Below are 15,352 nucleotides of genomic sequence, written 5' to 3'. Positions count from 1 at the left end.
CAAGCAAAAAATGGACAATGCCTATCCAAAATTGGAAATCTGCTATGAACCGCTTTAGTATCATGTTTGAAGAGCGTGTAACCAAGTATTTTTAAAACTGTATTTACACAGAATTATTTACACCCTCGTTTTGACAGCTGCATGATGGAAGGTTTTGATGAGCCTTTGGTGAATAAAATTTTAGGTTTAAATAGTCAGCAATATCCTGTGATGGTGATTGGCGCAGGTGAACGTGCTGTAGATGGTGTGTTCTTCCCGCAATATCGTTTTGACCGTGATTTATTTATTCAGAAGGTTTAATTCAAACTATATTTACGTTTAGCAGTAATATGAGACGCGGAAATGTCATCAGCAGCTGTACGAGGCAGGACTCGATTCAATAATTATCGTTTTTGCGATGTTATTCATCACATGACGGAATATAACGAGTTCTGCTGATGACAATGGTTTTGCCTACTTTTCCCGAAAGAAAAGTAGGTCGAACCGAAGGTTATTCCCAAAAGTAAAATGTCTAATAGCAAGACACCGCTACAACCTTATTCTTTTAGAACGTTATATCCACCATTTGAATAAACTCAAAAGCTGGCTCTTCATAAGGATGACTTACCTTTAAAACCCTTGCTACCGCACTTGCCTTTTCTTCAGGCACTATCGTTTCCACTCGCCATTCTGGAATTTGCTCCAAAGCGTCCAGCTCACCTATAAACGGATTTGCACCTTTTACTGGCTTAAATTGCCCTGTACCTAGCACTTGCCAAGCACAGTGTTCATAATTGCCTATACCGCCTGCCCCTGCTTCAAATACGGCAAATTTGGTAGATTCAAGATGTGATTCTGGGACGTAGTAGATCAGTTTAAGCATTATCAGTTTCTAATTTATCAAGTTTGACTTTTATAGCATATAGCTTTGAATATGCCTCTAACCCACCCATAATTTCACTTTTTTTAGTATCAAAGTCTACAACTGGTGTTTGATTACCTTTATATAATTTAATTACTTCATCATTTAATGCAATATACAAAAAATGTGGTTTATCACTATTACTAAAATCATCACCTACTTTTTTTGGTTCTTTATGAATAATGCATAATTCATTATATTGTCCAACCATTATTATATTTAGAGCTCTTGAAAGATCACTTTTTAAATCATCAATAACATCAAACTTCTCTACATCATTAACTAAATTCAAAAAATGATCAACTCTCTCATCTACTGCATTATTACTTCCGAATCCACCAGAATTGTTAATACTCTTTTCAACTAAAATTCTAAATAATACTGTTCTCGCTTCTTTCAACTCTTCTATAGTTTTCTCAGCTTCCGATCTTAATTCTTTTAATTTGACTCCATTTCCTGCAATCGAAAACTCCTGCACCTCTGCAGCGAAAGCGATAATCAGTCCAATTACAGCAAATCCAAAGCTAAAAGCAACAAATTCAGCCCCCGATATTTTCTCTAGAAAAATTAAAAGCCATAAGCCACAGGCTATTCCGAGCAAACCGACAACAAAGCCAAATACTGTATTTCCTTTTAATCTGTTATTTTTTGTTTTCAATGTTTAACTCATAAATTTTATATTTAATACATGATAACAAAAGAAAAAAAATAATTACTAATATTTAATCACATGGCTAGCGACATGAATGTCGCCTTAGACAGCGGGATAGGATGTCCCATCAGTCTAACAAAAGGGTTTTGTTACTTTTGGCCTGTCAAAATAAAAAGAATCTCAAAATAAAAAAACCGCCTCGTGGCAGTTTATATTTTAAACAATCGCTTTAGTGAAAAGCATAACCCAAAACTAAAAACACTAACTGCAAACATATAACTGCACCAAAAAGCTTCCAGCCCTTTTTACGCAGTGCAGACTTATCAACTGCCGAATAATCTACTATTTTAATCATGTCATCACCTCATCATGAGTGTTGATACTGAACTCGTTTAGTTATCCATCTTTCTTTTATTTTGCATAGTTATTGTGCATAAATTACACACTAGCATGTTTCCACAAATATAAAAGCAAAATCTAAACCAAGTTCAGCATGGGAGACTGCAAAAGTTGCAGACACAAAAAACCACCAAATAGGTGGCATAATAATGAGGCATCTTAACCAATGTTTTAATATTTTTCCATAAGGTAAAATTAAGACATTATTTTACAATATTATTTATTACATAAATTACTATTAGCCAATGTCATTACAGTTCCATCCAAAGCCTGACTAAATGCTAAATGCGCTTTAAAACGTATTTTGGTATTCATAGTAATTGCACTGATATCTTTAACAACCGTCATTGCTCTAGGTAATTCATCTGCTGGAAAACGTTCATAGATGCACCCTATCGCACGTGATTTCTCAAATGAAATATGTTTAACCTGCGCTAGGTTCTGTTTATCTACTAATAGGCTATTTTGTAATTGCACCGCATATTGGCTAACTGCCCTTTGCTGCTCTATCTGTTTAAAATTTTGAGCGATATAAAGATCAATATCATCACGGATACCATTCAGATCTGCATCCACTCCCATTAAATTGTGATCAATATCCAGCTGAAGTTGTCCACCTCTTTTTTCCACTTCATGGAGCTGTACAACATTCTGTCGCCACATATACGCGTCACAGCCATTCAGAAAAATAATACTCAGAATAACAATCAGAGGAATTTTTACTAATTTTTGTAGATTCATAAGTAATGTATTTTTTATTTTAGCAACTCATCTTAAACGAAAAGCTGAACCATTTAAAACGCTGAAGGATGATTATCCCATTGCCATAAAAAAAGCCCCTTTCGGGGCTTTTTCAAATTGTTGATTAAATCAATTAACCAATAAATTTACGGGCATTACGGAACATACGTAACCATGCACCATCTTGATCCCAATCTTCTGGTTTCCAAGAGTGCTGAATCGCACGGAAGTTACGTTCAGGGTGTGGCATCATAATCGTTGCACGGCCGTCTTTAGACGTTACACCTGAAATCGCTTCTGGCGAACCGTTCGGGTTCATTGGGTAATGCTGCGTTGGGTTGCCTTGGCTATCTACATAACGCAAGATCACTTGATCACCAGCATTCAATGCTGCAATGTTTTCTGCGCTTGTAACCACACGACCTTCACCATGTGCTACAGCGATAGGAAGAATCGAACCTTCCATACCTTCTAACAATACAGAATTTGATTTTTCAACGCGTACGTTTACAACACGCGCTTCAAACATCTCTGAAGTATTGCGGTGGAAACGTGGCCAAGCTTCTGCACCCGGAATTAATGGTGCAAGCTGAGACAGCATTTGACAGCCGTTACAAATGCCTAGAGAGAAAGTTTCATCACGGTTGAAGAATTTCTCAAATTGGTCACGAAGTTTTGGATTGAACAATACAGATTTAGCCCAACCGCCGCCTGCGCCCAATACGTCACCGTAAGAGAAACCGCCACATGCTACTAAACCTTCAAAGTCATCAAGACTGATACGGCCAGCAAGCAAGTCGCTCATGTGTACGTCTACAGTGTTGAAGCCGACTTTATCGAATGCAGCAGCCATCTCTACATGACCGTTAACACCCTGCTCACGCAGAATCACCATGTTTGGACGGCGTTCATTGATGTACGGTGCTTCGATTGGCTCGTTCAAATCAAATGTTGGTTTTGCAATTAAACCTGCATGTGATTTGTCCGCGATTAATGCATATTCTTGATCCGCAGTTTCTACGTTGTCACGCAGACGTTGGATTTGATGTGACACTTCAGTCCATGCTTGCTGTAATTCAGCACGGTCTAAGCTCAAACCATTTACAGTTAAAGTATCTGTATCGTTTACAGTACCTACAACTGCAATTGCATCTTTAAGGCTAGACGCTGCAACTTCAGCTTCTAAGGTAGCCCAATCCGCTTTGCTGATTTGTAGCACTGCACCAATTTCTTCTGCAAACAAGCTTGCAGTAGATTGATCTTCAAGCGCTGCACCTAGGCGTGAAGCGAACATCATTTCTGCAACAGTTGCCAATAGACCGCCATCACCGATGTCATGGTAAGCCTTGATTAGACCACGGTTGTTCCAGTCTTGAACCAATGCAAAGAATGCTTTGAAGTCATCGAAGCTGTCTACGTCAGGTGTTACAGAACCGATTGCTTTATAAACCTGAGCAAGGATCGAACCGCCAAGACGGAATTGACCTTTAGAAAGATCGATACGTACAAGTACAGACTCGATATTTTTAAGTTCAGGTGTCAATGTTTTACGAACATCAGTCACAGGTGCAAATGCTGTGATCACGCCTGACATTGGAGAAGTTACAGATTTATCTTCGCCTTCGTCATTCCACGTTGTACGCATAGACAATGAGTCTTTACCCACTGGAATTGCAATACCTAGTGCAGGACACATTTCCATACCGATGGCTTTAACACCTTCGAATAGCGCTTGGTCTTCACCTTGTTGACCTGCAGCAGCCATCCAGTTTGCAGACAATTTAATGTCGCTGATCTGGTCGATTTTTGCAGACATGATGTTTGAGATTGACTCTGCTACAGATAAACGTGCAGAAGCAGCAGGATTCAACAATGCAACTGGCGGACGCTCACCCATTGCCATTGCTTCACCTGTATAACCTACAAGGCTTGTCGTTGTTACTGCAGCATCTGCTACAGGCACTTGCCACTTACCGACGAACTGATCACGTGCAACCATACCTGTAATCGAACGGTCACCAATCGTGATTAAGAACGACTTAGATGCAACTGTAGGATTCTTAAGAACGCGGTAAATCGCATCTTTCAAATCTGTTACTGTTTCAGCAGTAAAGTCATCGCCTTTACGTTCAATCGTTTCGTATGAACGGCTCATACGCGGTGTACCGCCAAGCATCACTTGCATTGGCATATCCACAGCTTTGTTTTCAAACAATGGATCGTTCACAGTCAATTGACGCGCTTCAGTTGCTTCACCAAGTACGGCGAATGGGCAGCGTTCACGTGCGCACAGTGATTCAAATAATTCTAATGAGCTTGGACGGATGGCCAATACATAACGCTCTTGCGCTTCGTTCGACCAGAGCTCCATTGGAGACATGCCTTTTTCCAATGATGGAATTTTACGAAGATCAAGGATTGCACCTAACTCATGATCGTTCACAAGTTCAGGCATTGCATTTGAGATACCACCCGCACCCACGTCATGTACAGACACGATTGGGTTATGGTCTTCCATGCGCCAGCAAGCATCAATCACTTCTTGGCAACGACGTTCCATTTCTGGGTTTTCACGCTGTACAGATGCGAAGTCTAAGTTTTCACCTAACTTACCGCTGTCTACAGAAGATGCAGCACCGCCGCCTAGACCGATCAGCATGGCAGGACCGCCAAGTACGATTAAAAGATCACCCGGTTGGATTGCATCTTTTTCAACATGGTCAGGACGGATGTTACCGTAACCGCCAGCAATCATAATTGGCTTATGGAAACCTTTTACGTCGCCATTTACATTTTGTTCAAAGGTACGGAAGTAACCATTTAAAGCAGGACGGCCGAATTCGTTGTTAAACGCAGCGCCACCCAATGGGCCTTCAATCATAATTTGAAGCGGAGATGCCATACGAGACGGCTTGCCGTAGTTTTCTTCCCAAGGCTGTTCAAAGCCAGGAATGTTCAAGTTAGAAACAGTGAAACCTGTTAAACCTGCTTTTGGCTTACCGCCACGGCCTGTAGCGCCTTCATCACGGATTTCACCGCCTGAACCAGTCGCTGCGCCTGCAAAAGGTGCAATCGCTGTCGGATGGTTATGCGTTTCCACCTTCATTAAGATGTGAGCAGCTTGGCTCTTATATTTGTAAACGTGCTGACCTGTTTCTTCGTCTTTTTTCGGATAGAAACGTTGAGTGTCAAAGCCCACGATCACTGATGCGTTGTCTTTATATGCAGACAAAACGTCATCTGGAGATTCTTTATAGGTGTTCTTAATCATTTGGAACAATGACAATGGCTGAACTTCGCCATCAATTGTCCATTCTGAACCAAAGATTTTATGACGGCAGTGCTCAGAGTTTGCTTGAGCAAACATCATCAATTCGATGTCATGCGGGTTACGGCCAAGCTTGTTAAACGCTGCAACTAAATAATCAATTTCTTCGTCAGATAGTGCAAAACCAAACTCAGAGTTTGCTTTCACTAAAGCGTCTTTGCCTTGACCTAAAATATCAATTGCATTTAATGGCTTTGGTTCCGTTTCAGAGAACAGCGCAGTCGCTTCTTCAATTTGATTGAACACGCTTTCTGTCATGCGGTCATGCAATGCCAGTTTTACTTCATCAGAAACAGCATTTACGCCCTTCAAAGTAAATAAAACACCGCGTTCAAGGCGATGAACCGGTGTATTACAGTTTGCAAAAATATCCGTTGCTTTCGATGACCACGGAGAGATTGTCCCAACGCGTGGCGTCACTAATATTTGGACTTCATCACTTGCTGGCTGGCGCAATTCAAAAGATTGACCATCATTAAGCAGCTGTAAAGCAGATTGCTGTTGCTGTTCGCTTAGCGCTTGGTCAAATAGATAGACCAATTGGCTTTCAATTTCTTGAACAGAACTAATCGAAGATAGACGTGTTAATAGTTGCGTTTTCTTAAAAGAAGAGTGTGCTGGTGCACCGGCCACGATAAACATGCTGATTTTGGCTCCACGGGCTGGTCTTTTGAACCAAGCCGCAATGTGACTTGAAGAGAGCGCATATTCTACTGTGAATTAGTTAAATCAGCTAGATGCCAAAAGCAGTTTCTATCCGAGAATGACACAAGATTTTTTAAATTTTGTTTTTATATTCAGTAAGCAATATTGAATCTAGTCGCACAGATTACCATAGTTTTAATTGTAAAAATTATTAATTCTAAATAATTCTCTATCTGATGAATTTTTCAGCATATAAGCGTCTTACCGCATACAATTTACCCTAGCGCAAAGCGCTATGAATACTGACGCTTTTGATTCAAAATTCACTCAATATTCACAGCAATTAATACCAGCCTTATTCTTTCTCAGGCTTACTTCAAGTTTTGACTATCTACATAATGCAGCAAATTTAAAACCGCTTCCGAAGCCAGCTGCAATGATGCAGGATCAATCAAGTCAATGGTGTCACAAGCCTGATGATAACAAGGTGCAAACTCCAAAACGTCACCCTGCATCTGCTCATTAAATAAAATGATTGAGGCCACTGGAACTTTTCCGAGGAACGGCGCAGTATCACTCGCTGTTAAAGTCGAAATATCTTTTTTAACCGCAGCTCCTTTTTGCTTAAAAAATTTGCTTAAGACCTGCTCCAATGCTGCATCTCCTTCATGCACGGGTACGGCGCGCAGCCCATCCAGCAGCGGTTTGAATTCTGCATCTTTCATACCGCGCTCTTTCAGCATTTTCTCCATTTCATCTACAGAAGATTTCGTCGCATCTGCAATCATAATGTCTGGATTTTTTGTTCCTACCATATCAACATTAATATAAGCCAATGTGTGCTGCAGCTGAGATGGCGTCAAGTTTTTAACAAAGGCCTGTGAACCGCCTATGCCTTCTTCTTCAGAATCCCAAAAAGCAAGATAAACGGTATTGTTCGGTTTATTTTGCGGTTTTGCATAATGGTGAATCAACTCCAGCAGCAGCGCAGTGCCTGAACCATTATCGTTAATCCCTGGACCTGTTTTCACAGAATCATAATGTGCACCCACAATGACCGCGTCATCTATATTTTTACCTTTGATTTCGACAATAATATTTTGACCAACCACCTTTGCTCTATTTTCAAAGGCAATCATCTGCGCTTGGAATCCTGCTTCTTTGGCTTCATTCATAATGTATTTTGCACTTGCCAGCCCACCCGCAGTTCCTACCGCACGGTTGCCTGCATGTTTTACAGCAATATCCTGTAAAGCCTGCAAATGCTCCATCATTTTCGTGCTGCTGAGTGTAACTGCAGCGTAATGAACTTCTGCTGGCGAAATACCTGGTGTTTGAACTGAAGCGCAGCCAAATAATGAAATACTGCAGCCAATGAGCAATAACGGCGCTAAAAAATTAAATTTCATTCAATTCCCCTCATCTTTATATGCATCAATATTTAGAGAATTCTAATTCAGCATATATATGAGGATATAGGCGCTTTAAGTAAGTCACTGCCTCTTCATTTTAAATATAAAAATGGAGCAATATCTATATGCTCCATTTTTCAAAAATAGTTAAGCTGATTTATTTAAAGTAAAGCCGGCAGTAGCAAATTCAATCACGCCATTTTCTTTGACATAAACTTTCCAGTCTTCCAGAAGCTCATGCAGTTTTTCTGGATACCGCTCTGCCAAATCATCAATCTCACCAGCATCTACTGCCAAGTTATACAGCTGCCACTGATTTGGGCCATTTGGCGCAGGGATAAATAAGGCTTTCCAATCCCCTTTACGCAATGCTTTTTGCCCGAACAGCTCCCAGCCTGTAATGTGGTCTACATCATGAATATGATCTTGCTGCTGGTTTAAGTACGGCAGAATACTTTTACCGCGCAGCGGCACTAAATCACGGCCTTTATATTGTGTACCCGGATGCTGTACATCCAAAACATTTAAGAGTGTCGGCAGCCAGTCCATCACGGTAAGAAACTCGTGGCTGATTCCTTGCTGACGCCCAAAACCTGAATGTTTAATAAAAGCTGGTGTACGGATGCCGCCTTCACTGGTATGCGCCTTATACAGACGCGCTGGCGCAGTGGCTGCCTGCGCCCAATGTTCGCCATACCACACATAGGAATTGCCATTGCCGATATTGTCTAAAGCATTGTCATAATATTTGGCAATCACCGTCGAAATGTCTGGGCCAAATACAGGCAATGCTTCCAGCTGCGCGCCTTCTGCGCCATTATCAGACAGGAATATAATAACCGTATTGTCGTATTGCCCTGTTTTCTTTAAATGATCAATCACACGGCCAACGTTTTGATCCAGCCTATCCACCATCGCAGCATAAACTTCCATGGTGCGCGCAGATTGCTTCCTATCTGCATCTGACAATTCATCCCAAAATTTAGTTTTCGCCAGTACTGGATGAATGGTTGCATCCGCGCCGACCAAACCCAGTTCGCGGACACGATCCAAACGTTTTTGACGTAAGACTTCAGGGCCTGCATCATATACACCCTGATATTTTGCAATATCATCACGATGAGCTTGCAGCGGCCAATGCGGCGCCGAAAATGGCAGGTAGGCAAAGAATGGACGGCCTTGGCGCTGTGTATCATCTTGCAAATAGTCCAGCAATTTATCCGTAAAATAGTCTGACGAGTAAAAATCTTCGGGCAGTGAAGTCACATATTCGTCATTTTCCGCATATAAACCGCGGGTCACTTTTAACAAACCCGGCACTTCTTCTTCAGGTATATCCGCTTCAAAGGCATAATGATTGGCCGCCCCTGGCAATAAGGTAAAAGACTTTTCAAAACCGCGTTTTGCTGGAAAACGATCCGCTGTTAATCCCAAATGCCATTTCCCAGACATCACAGTGTAATAGCCAGCATCTTGCAGCAGCTCTGGCAAGGCTGCCACCTGATCATTCAAATAGCCTTCATAGCCCGGCTGGCCCTTTTGTTCAGGACGGATCGCTTCCGCCATCGACCCTAGTCCAGCCAAATGGTGATCTGTGCCTGACAGCAGCATCGAGCGGGTTGGCGAACAAGTTGAAGCTGTATGAAAATTAGTAAATCTTAAACCTTCAACTGCAATCGCATCTAAATTCGGTGTTTGTATTTCCCCACCAAAGGCACCCAGGTCAGTAAAACCCAAATCATCTGCGACAATGAGTAAAATATTTGGCTGCTGTTGTGACATCTGTTTTTATCTGCGTTTTTATAAAAAAACTACAGTGCCTGAAAACAGGACTGAAACCCTGTCAAAGATTTGACAATCTCTAGCTAAATTTCCGCAAAGCTATGCACTGAATAGCGTAGGAAAAGTGTCAAACTATAACGCGTTGCTCTAGTGCATTTCCTGTAATTTTGGCATGATGCATACAGTAAATAACTGAATAATGATAAATGACTCACATGCGTTGGCTTGAACTGCTCTCCACAGTTCGTATCGGCAGTAAAAAACAAAGTTCTGAACAGGCGCGCAGCCCTTTTCATAAAGACTATGACCGTATTATTTTTTCGCAAAGCTTTCGCCAGCTCAACCGCAAAACCCAAGTCCATCCGCTGACACAGCATGACGGCATTCATACGCGTTTAACACACTCGCTCGAAGTGTCTTGTATCGGCCGCTCACTTGGCATGCTGGCTGCTGAAAAAATTAAAGATCAGCTTCCGGTTTGGATTTCCCCTGCAGATGTCGGCGCAATCATTCAAGCTGCCTGTCTGGCACATGACATTGGCAACCCGCCATTTGGCCATGCTGGTGAATATGCCATCCGTGAGTGGTTTGATGACGCATCACATACCGATTTTTTAAAAGACTTAAGCCCTGAGCAAGAAGCCGATGTACGCCAATTCGAAGGCAATGCACAAGGCCTGCGCTTACTGACTAAAATTGATTATCACCCCAATGACGGCGGGATGCGCTTAACTTACGCAACCTTAGGGGCTTACTTAAAGTATCCATGGCTGTCCAAAACCATTGCGTCACAAGGCAACACGCCAGCCAGTAAACGCGCAAAGTTTGGCTGCTACCAATCTGAAAAAGAAATATTGCAGCAAATTGCTGAACAGCTCGGCCTGATCCAGCTCGGTGATTTCCACTATTGCCGTCACCCGCTGACCTACTTGCTCGAAGCTGCCGATGACATGTGCTATGCCCTAATTGATTTGGAAGACGGTATTATTCTCAACATGCTGAGCTATGAAGAAGTTGAGCCTATTTTTCTGAATTTGATTGGCGACTATGGTATTCCATCTGAGCTTTCAATGAATACCACGTGGCAGCAGAAAATTGCCGCGCTGCGCGGGCGCGTCATGAAACGCCTAGTAGATGAAGTGACGACCGCTTTTGCCAAACATCATTTTGAAATTCTTTCAGGCCAGCTGCAAGGCAGTCTACTGGACTATTGCCCAAATGATATTGGTCAAGGCATTAATCGTGCTAAGGATTTAGCACGGGATAAAATTTTTGAACATCCGCAAAAAGCTGGTTTAGAAATTATTGCGCATCAAAGCTTACAAAATATTTTAGATGCGTTCATTCCGCTAACCACGCCAAATAAAACGCTGAGCTTTAAAGAGCAGCGCCTAATGTCTATTTTACAGCGTTCAGGCACACAATTTGGTGAAGATCACTATGAAAACATCATGAGGGTATTAGATATTATCTCTAAATTTTCAGACCATCAGGCCTATAATTTGTCGCAAGAACTACAAGGCAATAAAGTTGGTTTTTTTTAAACCTATTCATTAAAATTTTTTTGTAGAACAGTGAATTAGAATATAATCTTTCGATGTTAAAAATGTAAATATCATAATTAGGAGAATAACTAAATGCTTAACTGGAATGATGATAAAACTATAAATGAAATCTTATACACCTCACTAACTCTCGCCACTGCTAAAACAGACCAATCATTAATCGGCGAAGCAGATCAGGCTGCACGTAATGCAATTCATTTTTGCCAACAAACTCCCCCTGTATCAGGATCTTTTACGCAAATTAAAAATGCTTATATTTTTAAAAATGTCAAACATGATAATTTTGGTGGGGTGAATGCAGCGATCGATGGCATTGTCAAAATCACACCTTCAAATCCAATTATTCGGGAAGATCTAGAAATAACGCTTACGACCATTGAAATGAACTTAACTATTGAATATTTAGAAGGTAATGAGTTTATTCAAGGTGATAAAAATACTTGGCTCGGACGAATTACAACAACGACGGTCAAACCGCACACACAAAGTCGACTCATTAATGCACAACAAGCGAGTAAAATTAGATTGGTTAATAAATCAGATCAACTTGTTGTTTACTCCCAAACAAAAAAAAATCGCTTTGCTATGACTACATACACTTTAACTGATTTTGAATCTGCACAATATTCAACATTGGATCAAAATGAGAATAAAATTAATTGGTTATCAACCAAAGCAAAATTACATGTAAAAAATAGTCCCATTGGCACCTATGAAGTTAGCTTCGATAATCAAGAACAACCCTTTATGATGGATATCCATTTTCCTATTTCGGGACATCTTGAAATCAAAGATCAAAACTCTTCTAACCTCATTCTTATAAGTGCAGATGAAAACGCCAAAAGATTTAATTATCAAGTTTTCCATCAAGGTAAGCCTCAGGATAAAATAACTAAAGATTGGGAAAATTTCTTAGGTTGGGAATCTGAAATTTATTCATTTTTATAAAGATAATTTTTATATTCTATTTTATAAGCTGATATTCATTCGAATGAGCTTAAACAAACATTTAATTTGAGTTTGTTATTTAGGGCCAAACAAATTGTTTATAACAATGAGCAATATTATGCATAATACTGCTCACTCAATTTACACTTTTCGTTTAAGAAGATAACTACATGATCGGATGCCTGATTGGTGAAGTGCTGGCGCTTGAAGCCCCAACTGTACTTTTAAATGTAAATGGCGTTGGCTACGAAGTTGACACCCCGCTTTCAACATTTTGCCAATTGCAAAAAGGACAAAAAGTCACTTTATGGACTCACTTGGCTGTACGCGAAGATGCTCAGCTTCTTTATGGCTTTGCCAATGCGCAAGAAAAAATCATTTTCCGCACACTGATTAAAGTGAATGGTGTCGGCCCTAAAATGGCACTTGGCATACTATCTACCTTAAGTGTCGAAATGCTGATTCATACCGTTGAAAATGGCGATGTGAAAACACTTGTGAAAGTACCAGGTGTAGGCGCCAAAACAGCTGAACGTTTGATGATTGAACTGCGTGACCGTTTTAAAGCCATGTCAGCTGTATCTGTTCCAAGTAACTCGACCAGCCCGCAAATTCAATTTACGGGCAACTCCGCTGTGGCTGAGGCAGAAGCTGCTTTACAATCTTTAGGCTATAAACCTGCCGAAGCACAAAAATTAGTGAATGCGACTAAAGGTGATTTCACTGAAGCCAGCGATATTATTCGAGCGGCATTAAAGTCGATGAATAAATAACTCATTAAAAAACATATCCCGACCTATCATTTGATATGTGCTGGCGACATGGATGTCGCCGTTAAACTGTGCTACAAGAATGTAGCATCAGTTTAACAAATGGGTTTTGTCACTTTTGCCCAGTCAAAAGTGAAAATCGCCTATACAATAGGTATAAATAGTCCAAAAGTTATTTAAGGCAGTGCTCACATTGACCTTGAGTTTTAGAGATTAATTACATCAATATGCAAGACCGTCTCATCAGTGGCTCCGAAAAACCCGAAGACCACTTCGACCGCGCCATTCGCCCAACGTCCCTCGAAGACTACATCGGACAACCCGTCGTACGCGAACAAATGGAAATCTTCATCGGGGCTGCCCGTGGTCGTGCTGAAGCACTTGATCACACATTAATTTTTGGCCCACCTGGTTTAGGTAAAACCACACTGGCCAATATTATTGCCAGAGAAATGGGTGGTAACCTAAAATCGACCTCTGGGCCAGTATTAGAACGTGCAGGCGACTTAGCGGCGATGCTGACCAACCTCGAAGAAGGCGATGTACTGTTTATTGATGAAATTCACCGCCTTTCACCAGTCATTGAAGAAATTTTGTATCCTGCAATGGAAGACTACCAGCTGGATATTATGATTGGCGAAGGCCCTGCTGCCCGCTCCATCAAACTAGATTTACCTCCATTTACGCTGGTGGCGGCAACCACTCGTGCAGGCTTGCTCACCTCGCCACTGCGTGACCGTTTTGGTATTGTGCAACGCTTAGAGTTTTACTCTGTCGAAGACTTAACACATATTGTTAGCCGTTCAGCCAATCTCATGGATGTGCCCATGACCGCTGAAGGCGCTCAAGAAATTGCCCGCCGTTCACGAGGCACACCACGTATTGCCAACCGCCTATTGCGTCGTGTACGTGATTATGCACAGGTCAAAGGCACTGGCGAAGTCACTCAAGATATGGCACAGCGCGCATTGGATATGCTCAAAGTTGATAAAGATGGATTAGATACACTGGACCGTCGCTATTTATCTATGCTTCTAGAGCGTTTTGACGGTGGGCCTGCTGGCGTTGAAGCACTCGCCGCCGCTATGGCTGAAGACTCTGGCACACTTGAAGATGTCATTGAGCCATACTTAATTCAGCAAGGCTATGTGATGCGTACAGCACGCGGTCGCATCGCAACCAATATGGCTTATTTACAATTTGGAATGACTCCACCAGAACCCAAAGATAAATAAGGCCTAGACCACAAGATAAAAAGCAACTTCGGTTGCTTTTTTATCTTTCAATTGAGTGAATAATGCAGTGAAAACCTAAAAAAACACCTTCAAATTTGGGTAGAGATAAACATCCTTACAGCTCATAACATGCCATATAAATATGAGCGCTTAGTTAAAAAAGATACTTGGTTTTTTATTTTTAAAATCATAATCATAATTTATACAAATGAATAAAATCGTCTTTCTCAGTCGCAGAAATCACACTCCAACTACATTTTAAACAATAAAACAACAATTCATTCATCAAAAGATCTTGTTTAAAACATAATGCTCAGTTAATTTTATAAATGTGATTCATTTAACACTATTTTTGTAAAATGTAAGTTGAACAATAAAACAGCGGAACATAAAAATAAAATCTAAACCCGTATAGCCAGATCAAAAGAAGTACAAAAGTTTTATTGCTGTTCTATGTCAGCGTACATAGACAGCAATAAAACACTTAAATTACTTAATACTAAAGGGAAACGGTCATGAAAAATTTTATTTTATTTGCGTGCGCATCTTGCATAGCAACAGTTGCTTTAGCAGATTCGTCTTGGCAATGTGCCAATTCAATTGCTGAAATATCTTGTGCTAAACAAGGATATTGTCAAATTCCTCAAAACCTAAACAATACATTTAGCATTACCATTAAAAATAACAACCAAATTGCCGTATGTGCGCAAAATAACTGTTGGCGTGGTTCTAGCCAAGCCGTACAAAATGGCAACCAAACCACCTATGCCATTAAGCAATTTAGTTGGACTACCCTTGATCAACCCAATAGTGAATACCTACTCGCAGTAGATCAAAATACACAGCACTTATCACTACAAGGTGCAGGTAAAAAATATAATCTACAATGTGTAAATGCCTAATCCAATATATCTATCGAAATTAGAAGGAAATTATATGCACCACATCAGGCTGTGAGCGCTAGCACATCGAAC

General features: G+C 40.9%; 12 protein-coding genes and 1 pseudogene. 6 read left to right on the top strand and 7 right to left on the bottom strand.

The window, feature by feature from the left end; genetic code table 11:
- Positions 1-129 precede the first annotated feature (129 nt).
- Positions 130-300: pseudogene (locus tag HYG93_RS06775) on the top strand (nitroreductase family protein); the annotation flags it as partial.
- 244 nt (positions 301-544) lie between these two features.
- Here the strand turns inward: HYG93_RS06775 and HYG93_RS06770 are convergent.
- The 7 genes from HYG93_RS06770 to HYG93_RS06745 all read right to left on the bottom strand — a co-directional run bounded on the left by HYG93_RS06770 (position 545) and on the right by HYG93_RS06745 (position 9,860).
- Complete coding sequence (locus tag HYG93_RS06770; protein ID WP_121531202.1) at positions 545-862, bottom strand: NGG1p interacting factor NIF3; 318 nt, start codon at positions 860-862, stop codon at positions 545-547.
- Positions 855-1,559: a hypothetical protein gene (locus HYG93_RS06765; RefSeq protein WP_121531200.1), complete on the bottom strand. Its 705-nt coding sequence runs from the start codon at positions 1,557-1,559 to the stop codon at positions 855-857. The genes HYG93_RS06770 and HYG93_RS06765 overlap by 8 nt, the downstream gene beginning before the upstream one ends.
- A gap of 223 nt (positions 1,560-1,782) precedes the next feature.
- The gene (locus HYG93_RS19345; protein WP_252149951.1) at positions 1,783-1,908 is read right to left on the bottom strand and encodes a KGW motif small protein; all 126 of its coding nucleotides are present in this window, start codon (positions 1,906-1,908) and stop codon (positions 1,783-1,785) included.
- Between the two features lie 260 nt (positions 1,909-2,168).
- On the bottom strand, positions 2,169-2,693 hold the full coding sequence (locus tag HYG93_RS06760) for a hypothetical protein (protein WP_178962099.1): 525 nt from the start codon (positions 2,691-2,693) through the stop codon (positions 2,169-2,171).
- Positions 2,694-2,826: 133 nt separating this feature from the next.
- Positions 2,827-6,663 carry a phosphoribosylformylglycinamidine synthase gene (gene purL, locus HYG93_RS06755; protein WP_178962097.1) on the bottom strand — a complete coding sequence of 1,279 codons (3,837 nt, stop codon included), beginning with the start codon at positions 6,661-6,663 and terminating at the stop codon, positions 2,827-2,829.
- 374 nt (positions 6,664-7,037) lie between these two features.
- Positions 7,038-8,075 carry a M20/M25/M40 family metallo-hydrolase gene (locus HYG93_RS06750; protein WP_178962095.1) on the bottom strand — a complete coding sequence of 346 codons (1,038 nt, stop codon included), beginning with the start codon at positions 8,073-8,075 and terminating at the stop codon, positions 7,038-7,040.
- A gap of 150 nt (positions 8,076-8,225) precedes the next feature.
- The gene (locus tag HYG93_RS06745; RefSeq protein ID WP_106985642.1) at positions 8,226-9,860 is read right to left on the bottom strand and encodes an arylsulfatase; all 1,635 of its coding nucleotides are present in this window, start codon (positions 9,858-9,860) and stop codon (positions 8,226-8,228) included.
- 206 nt (positions 9,861-10,066) lie between these two features.
- Between HYG93_RS06745 and HYG93_RS06740 the strand changes: the two genes are divergently transcribed.
- From HYG93_RS06740 to HYG93_RS06720, 5 genes are all read left to right on the top strand, one after another.
- Positions 10,067-11,404: a deoxyguanosinetriphosphate triphosphohydrolase gene (locus HYG93_RS06740; RefSeq protein WP_106985643.1), complete on the top strand. Its 1,338-nt coding sequence runs from the start codon at positions 10,067-10,069 to the stop codon at positions 11,402-11,404.
- A 93-nt stretch (positions 11,405-11,497) separates the two neighbouring features.
- Positions 11,498-12,373: a hypothetical protein gene (locus tag HYG93_RS06735; RefSeq protein ID WP_106985644.1), complete on the top strand. Its 876-nt coding sequence runs from the start codon at positions 11,498-11,500 to the stop codon at positions 12,371-12,373.
- Positions 12,374-12,543: 170 nt separating this feature from the next.
- Positions 12,544-13,146: a Holliday junction branch migration protein RuvA gene (ruvA, locus tag HYG93_RS06730; protein WP_106985645.1), complete on the top strand. Its 603-nt coding sequence runs from the start codon at positions 12,544-12,546 to the stop codon at positions 13,144-13,146.
- Between the two features lie 224 nt (positions 13,147-13,370).
- Positions 13,371-14,378 carry a Holliday junction branch migration DNA helicase RuvB gene (gene ruvB, locus HYG93_RS06725; protein ID WP_106985646.1) on the top strand — a complete coding sequence of 336 codons (1,008 nt, stop codon included), beginning with the start codon at positions 13,371-13,373 and terminating at the stop codon, positions 14,376-14,378.
- A 515-nt stretch (positions 14,379-14,893) separates the two neighbouring features.
- A complete protein-coding gene (locus tag HYG93_RS06720; protein ID WP_106985647.1) occupies positions 14,894-15,280 on the top strand; it encodes a hypothetical protein in 387 nt (128 codons plus the stop codon).
- Positions 15,281-15,352: the final 72 nt, after the last annotated feature.

The sequence above is a fragment of the Acinetobacter sp. SwsAc6 genome, from assembly GCF_013391565.1.
In the GTDB taxonomy this organism is placed as follows: Bacteria; Pseudomonadota; Gammaproteobacteria; order Pseudomonadales; family Moraxellaceae; genus Acinetobacter; species Acinetobacter cumulans.
This window is presented reverse-complemented; position numbering and strand designations above follow the sequence as displayed.

Bases quoted from the DNA above. Each gene is read 5' to 3' on its own strand.
- HYG93_RS06770 (WP_121531202.1), bottom strand. From the start codon at position 862: ATGCTTAAACTGATCTACTACGTCCCAGAATCACATCTTGAATCTACC.
- HYG93_RS19345 (WP_252149951.1), bottom strand. From the start codon at position 1,908: ATGATTAAAATAGTAGATTATTCGGCAGTTGATAAGTCTGCACTGCGT.
- HYG93_RS06760 (WP_178962099.1), bottom strand. From the start codon at position 2,693: ATGAATCTACAAAAATTAGTAAAAATTCCTCTGATTGTTATTCTGAGT.
- purL (WP_178962097.1), bottom strand. From the start codon at position 6,663: ATGTTTATCGTGGCCGGTGCACCAGCACACTCTTCTTTTAAGAAAACG.
- HYG93_RS06750 (WP_178962095.1), bottom strand. From the start codon at position 8,075: ATGAAATTTAATTTTTTAGCGCCGTTATTGCTCATTGGCTGCAGTATT.
- HYG93_RS06745 (WP_106985642.1), bottom strand. From the start codon at position 9,860: ATGTCACAACAGCAGCCAAATATTTTACTCATTGTCGCAGATGATTTG.
- HYG93_RS06740 (WP_106985643.1), top strand. From the start codon at position 10,067: ATGACTCACATGCGTTGGCTTGAACTGCTCTCCACAGTTCGTATCGGC.
- HYG93_RS06735 (WP_106985644.1), top strand. From the start codon at position 11,498: ATGCTTAACTGGAATGATGATAAAACTATAAATGAAATCTTATACACC.
- ruvA (WP_106985645.1), top strand. From the start codon at position 12,544: ATGATCGGATGCCTGATTGGTGAAGTGCTGGCGCTTGAAGCCCCAACT.
- ruvB (WP_106985646.1), top strand. From the start codon at position 13,371: ATGCAAGACCGTCTCATCAGTGGCTCCGAAAAACCCGAAGACCACTTC.
- HYG93_RS06720 (WP_106985647.1), top strand. From the start codon at position 14,894: ATGAAAAATTTTATTTTATTTGCGTGCGCATCTTGCATAGCAACAGTT.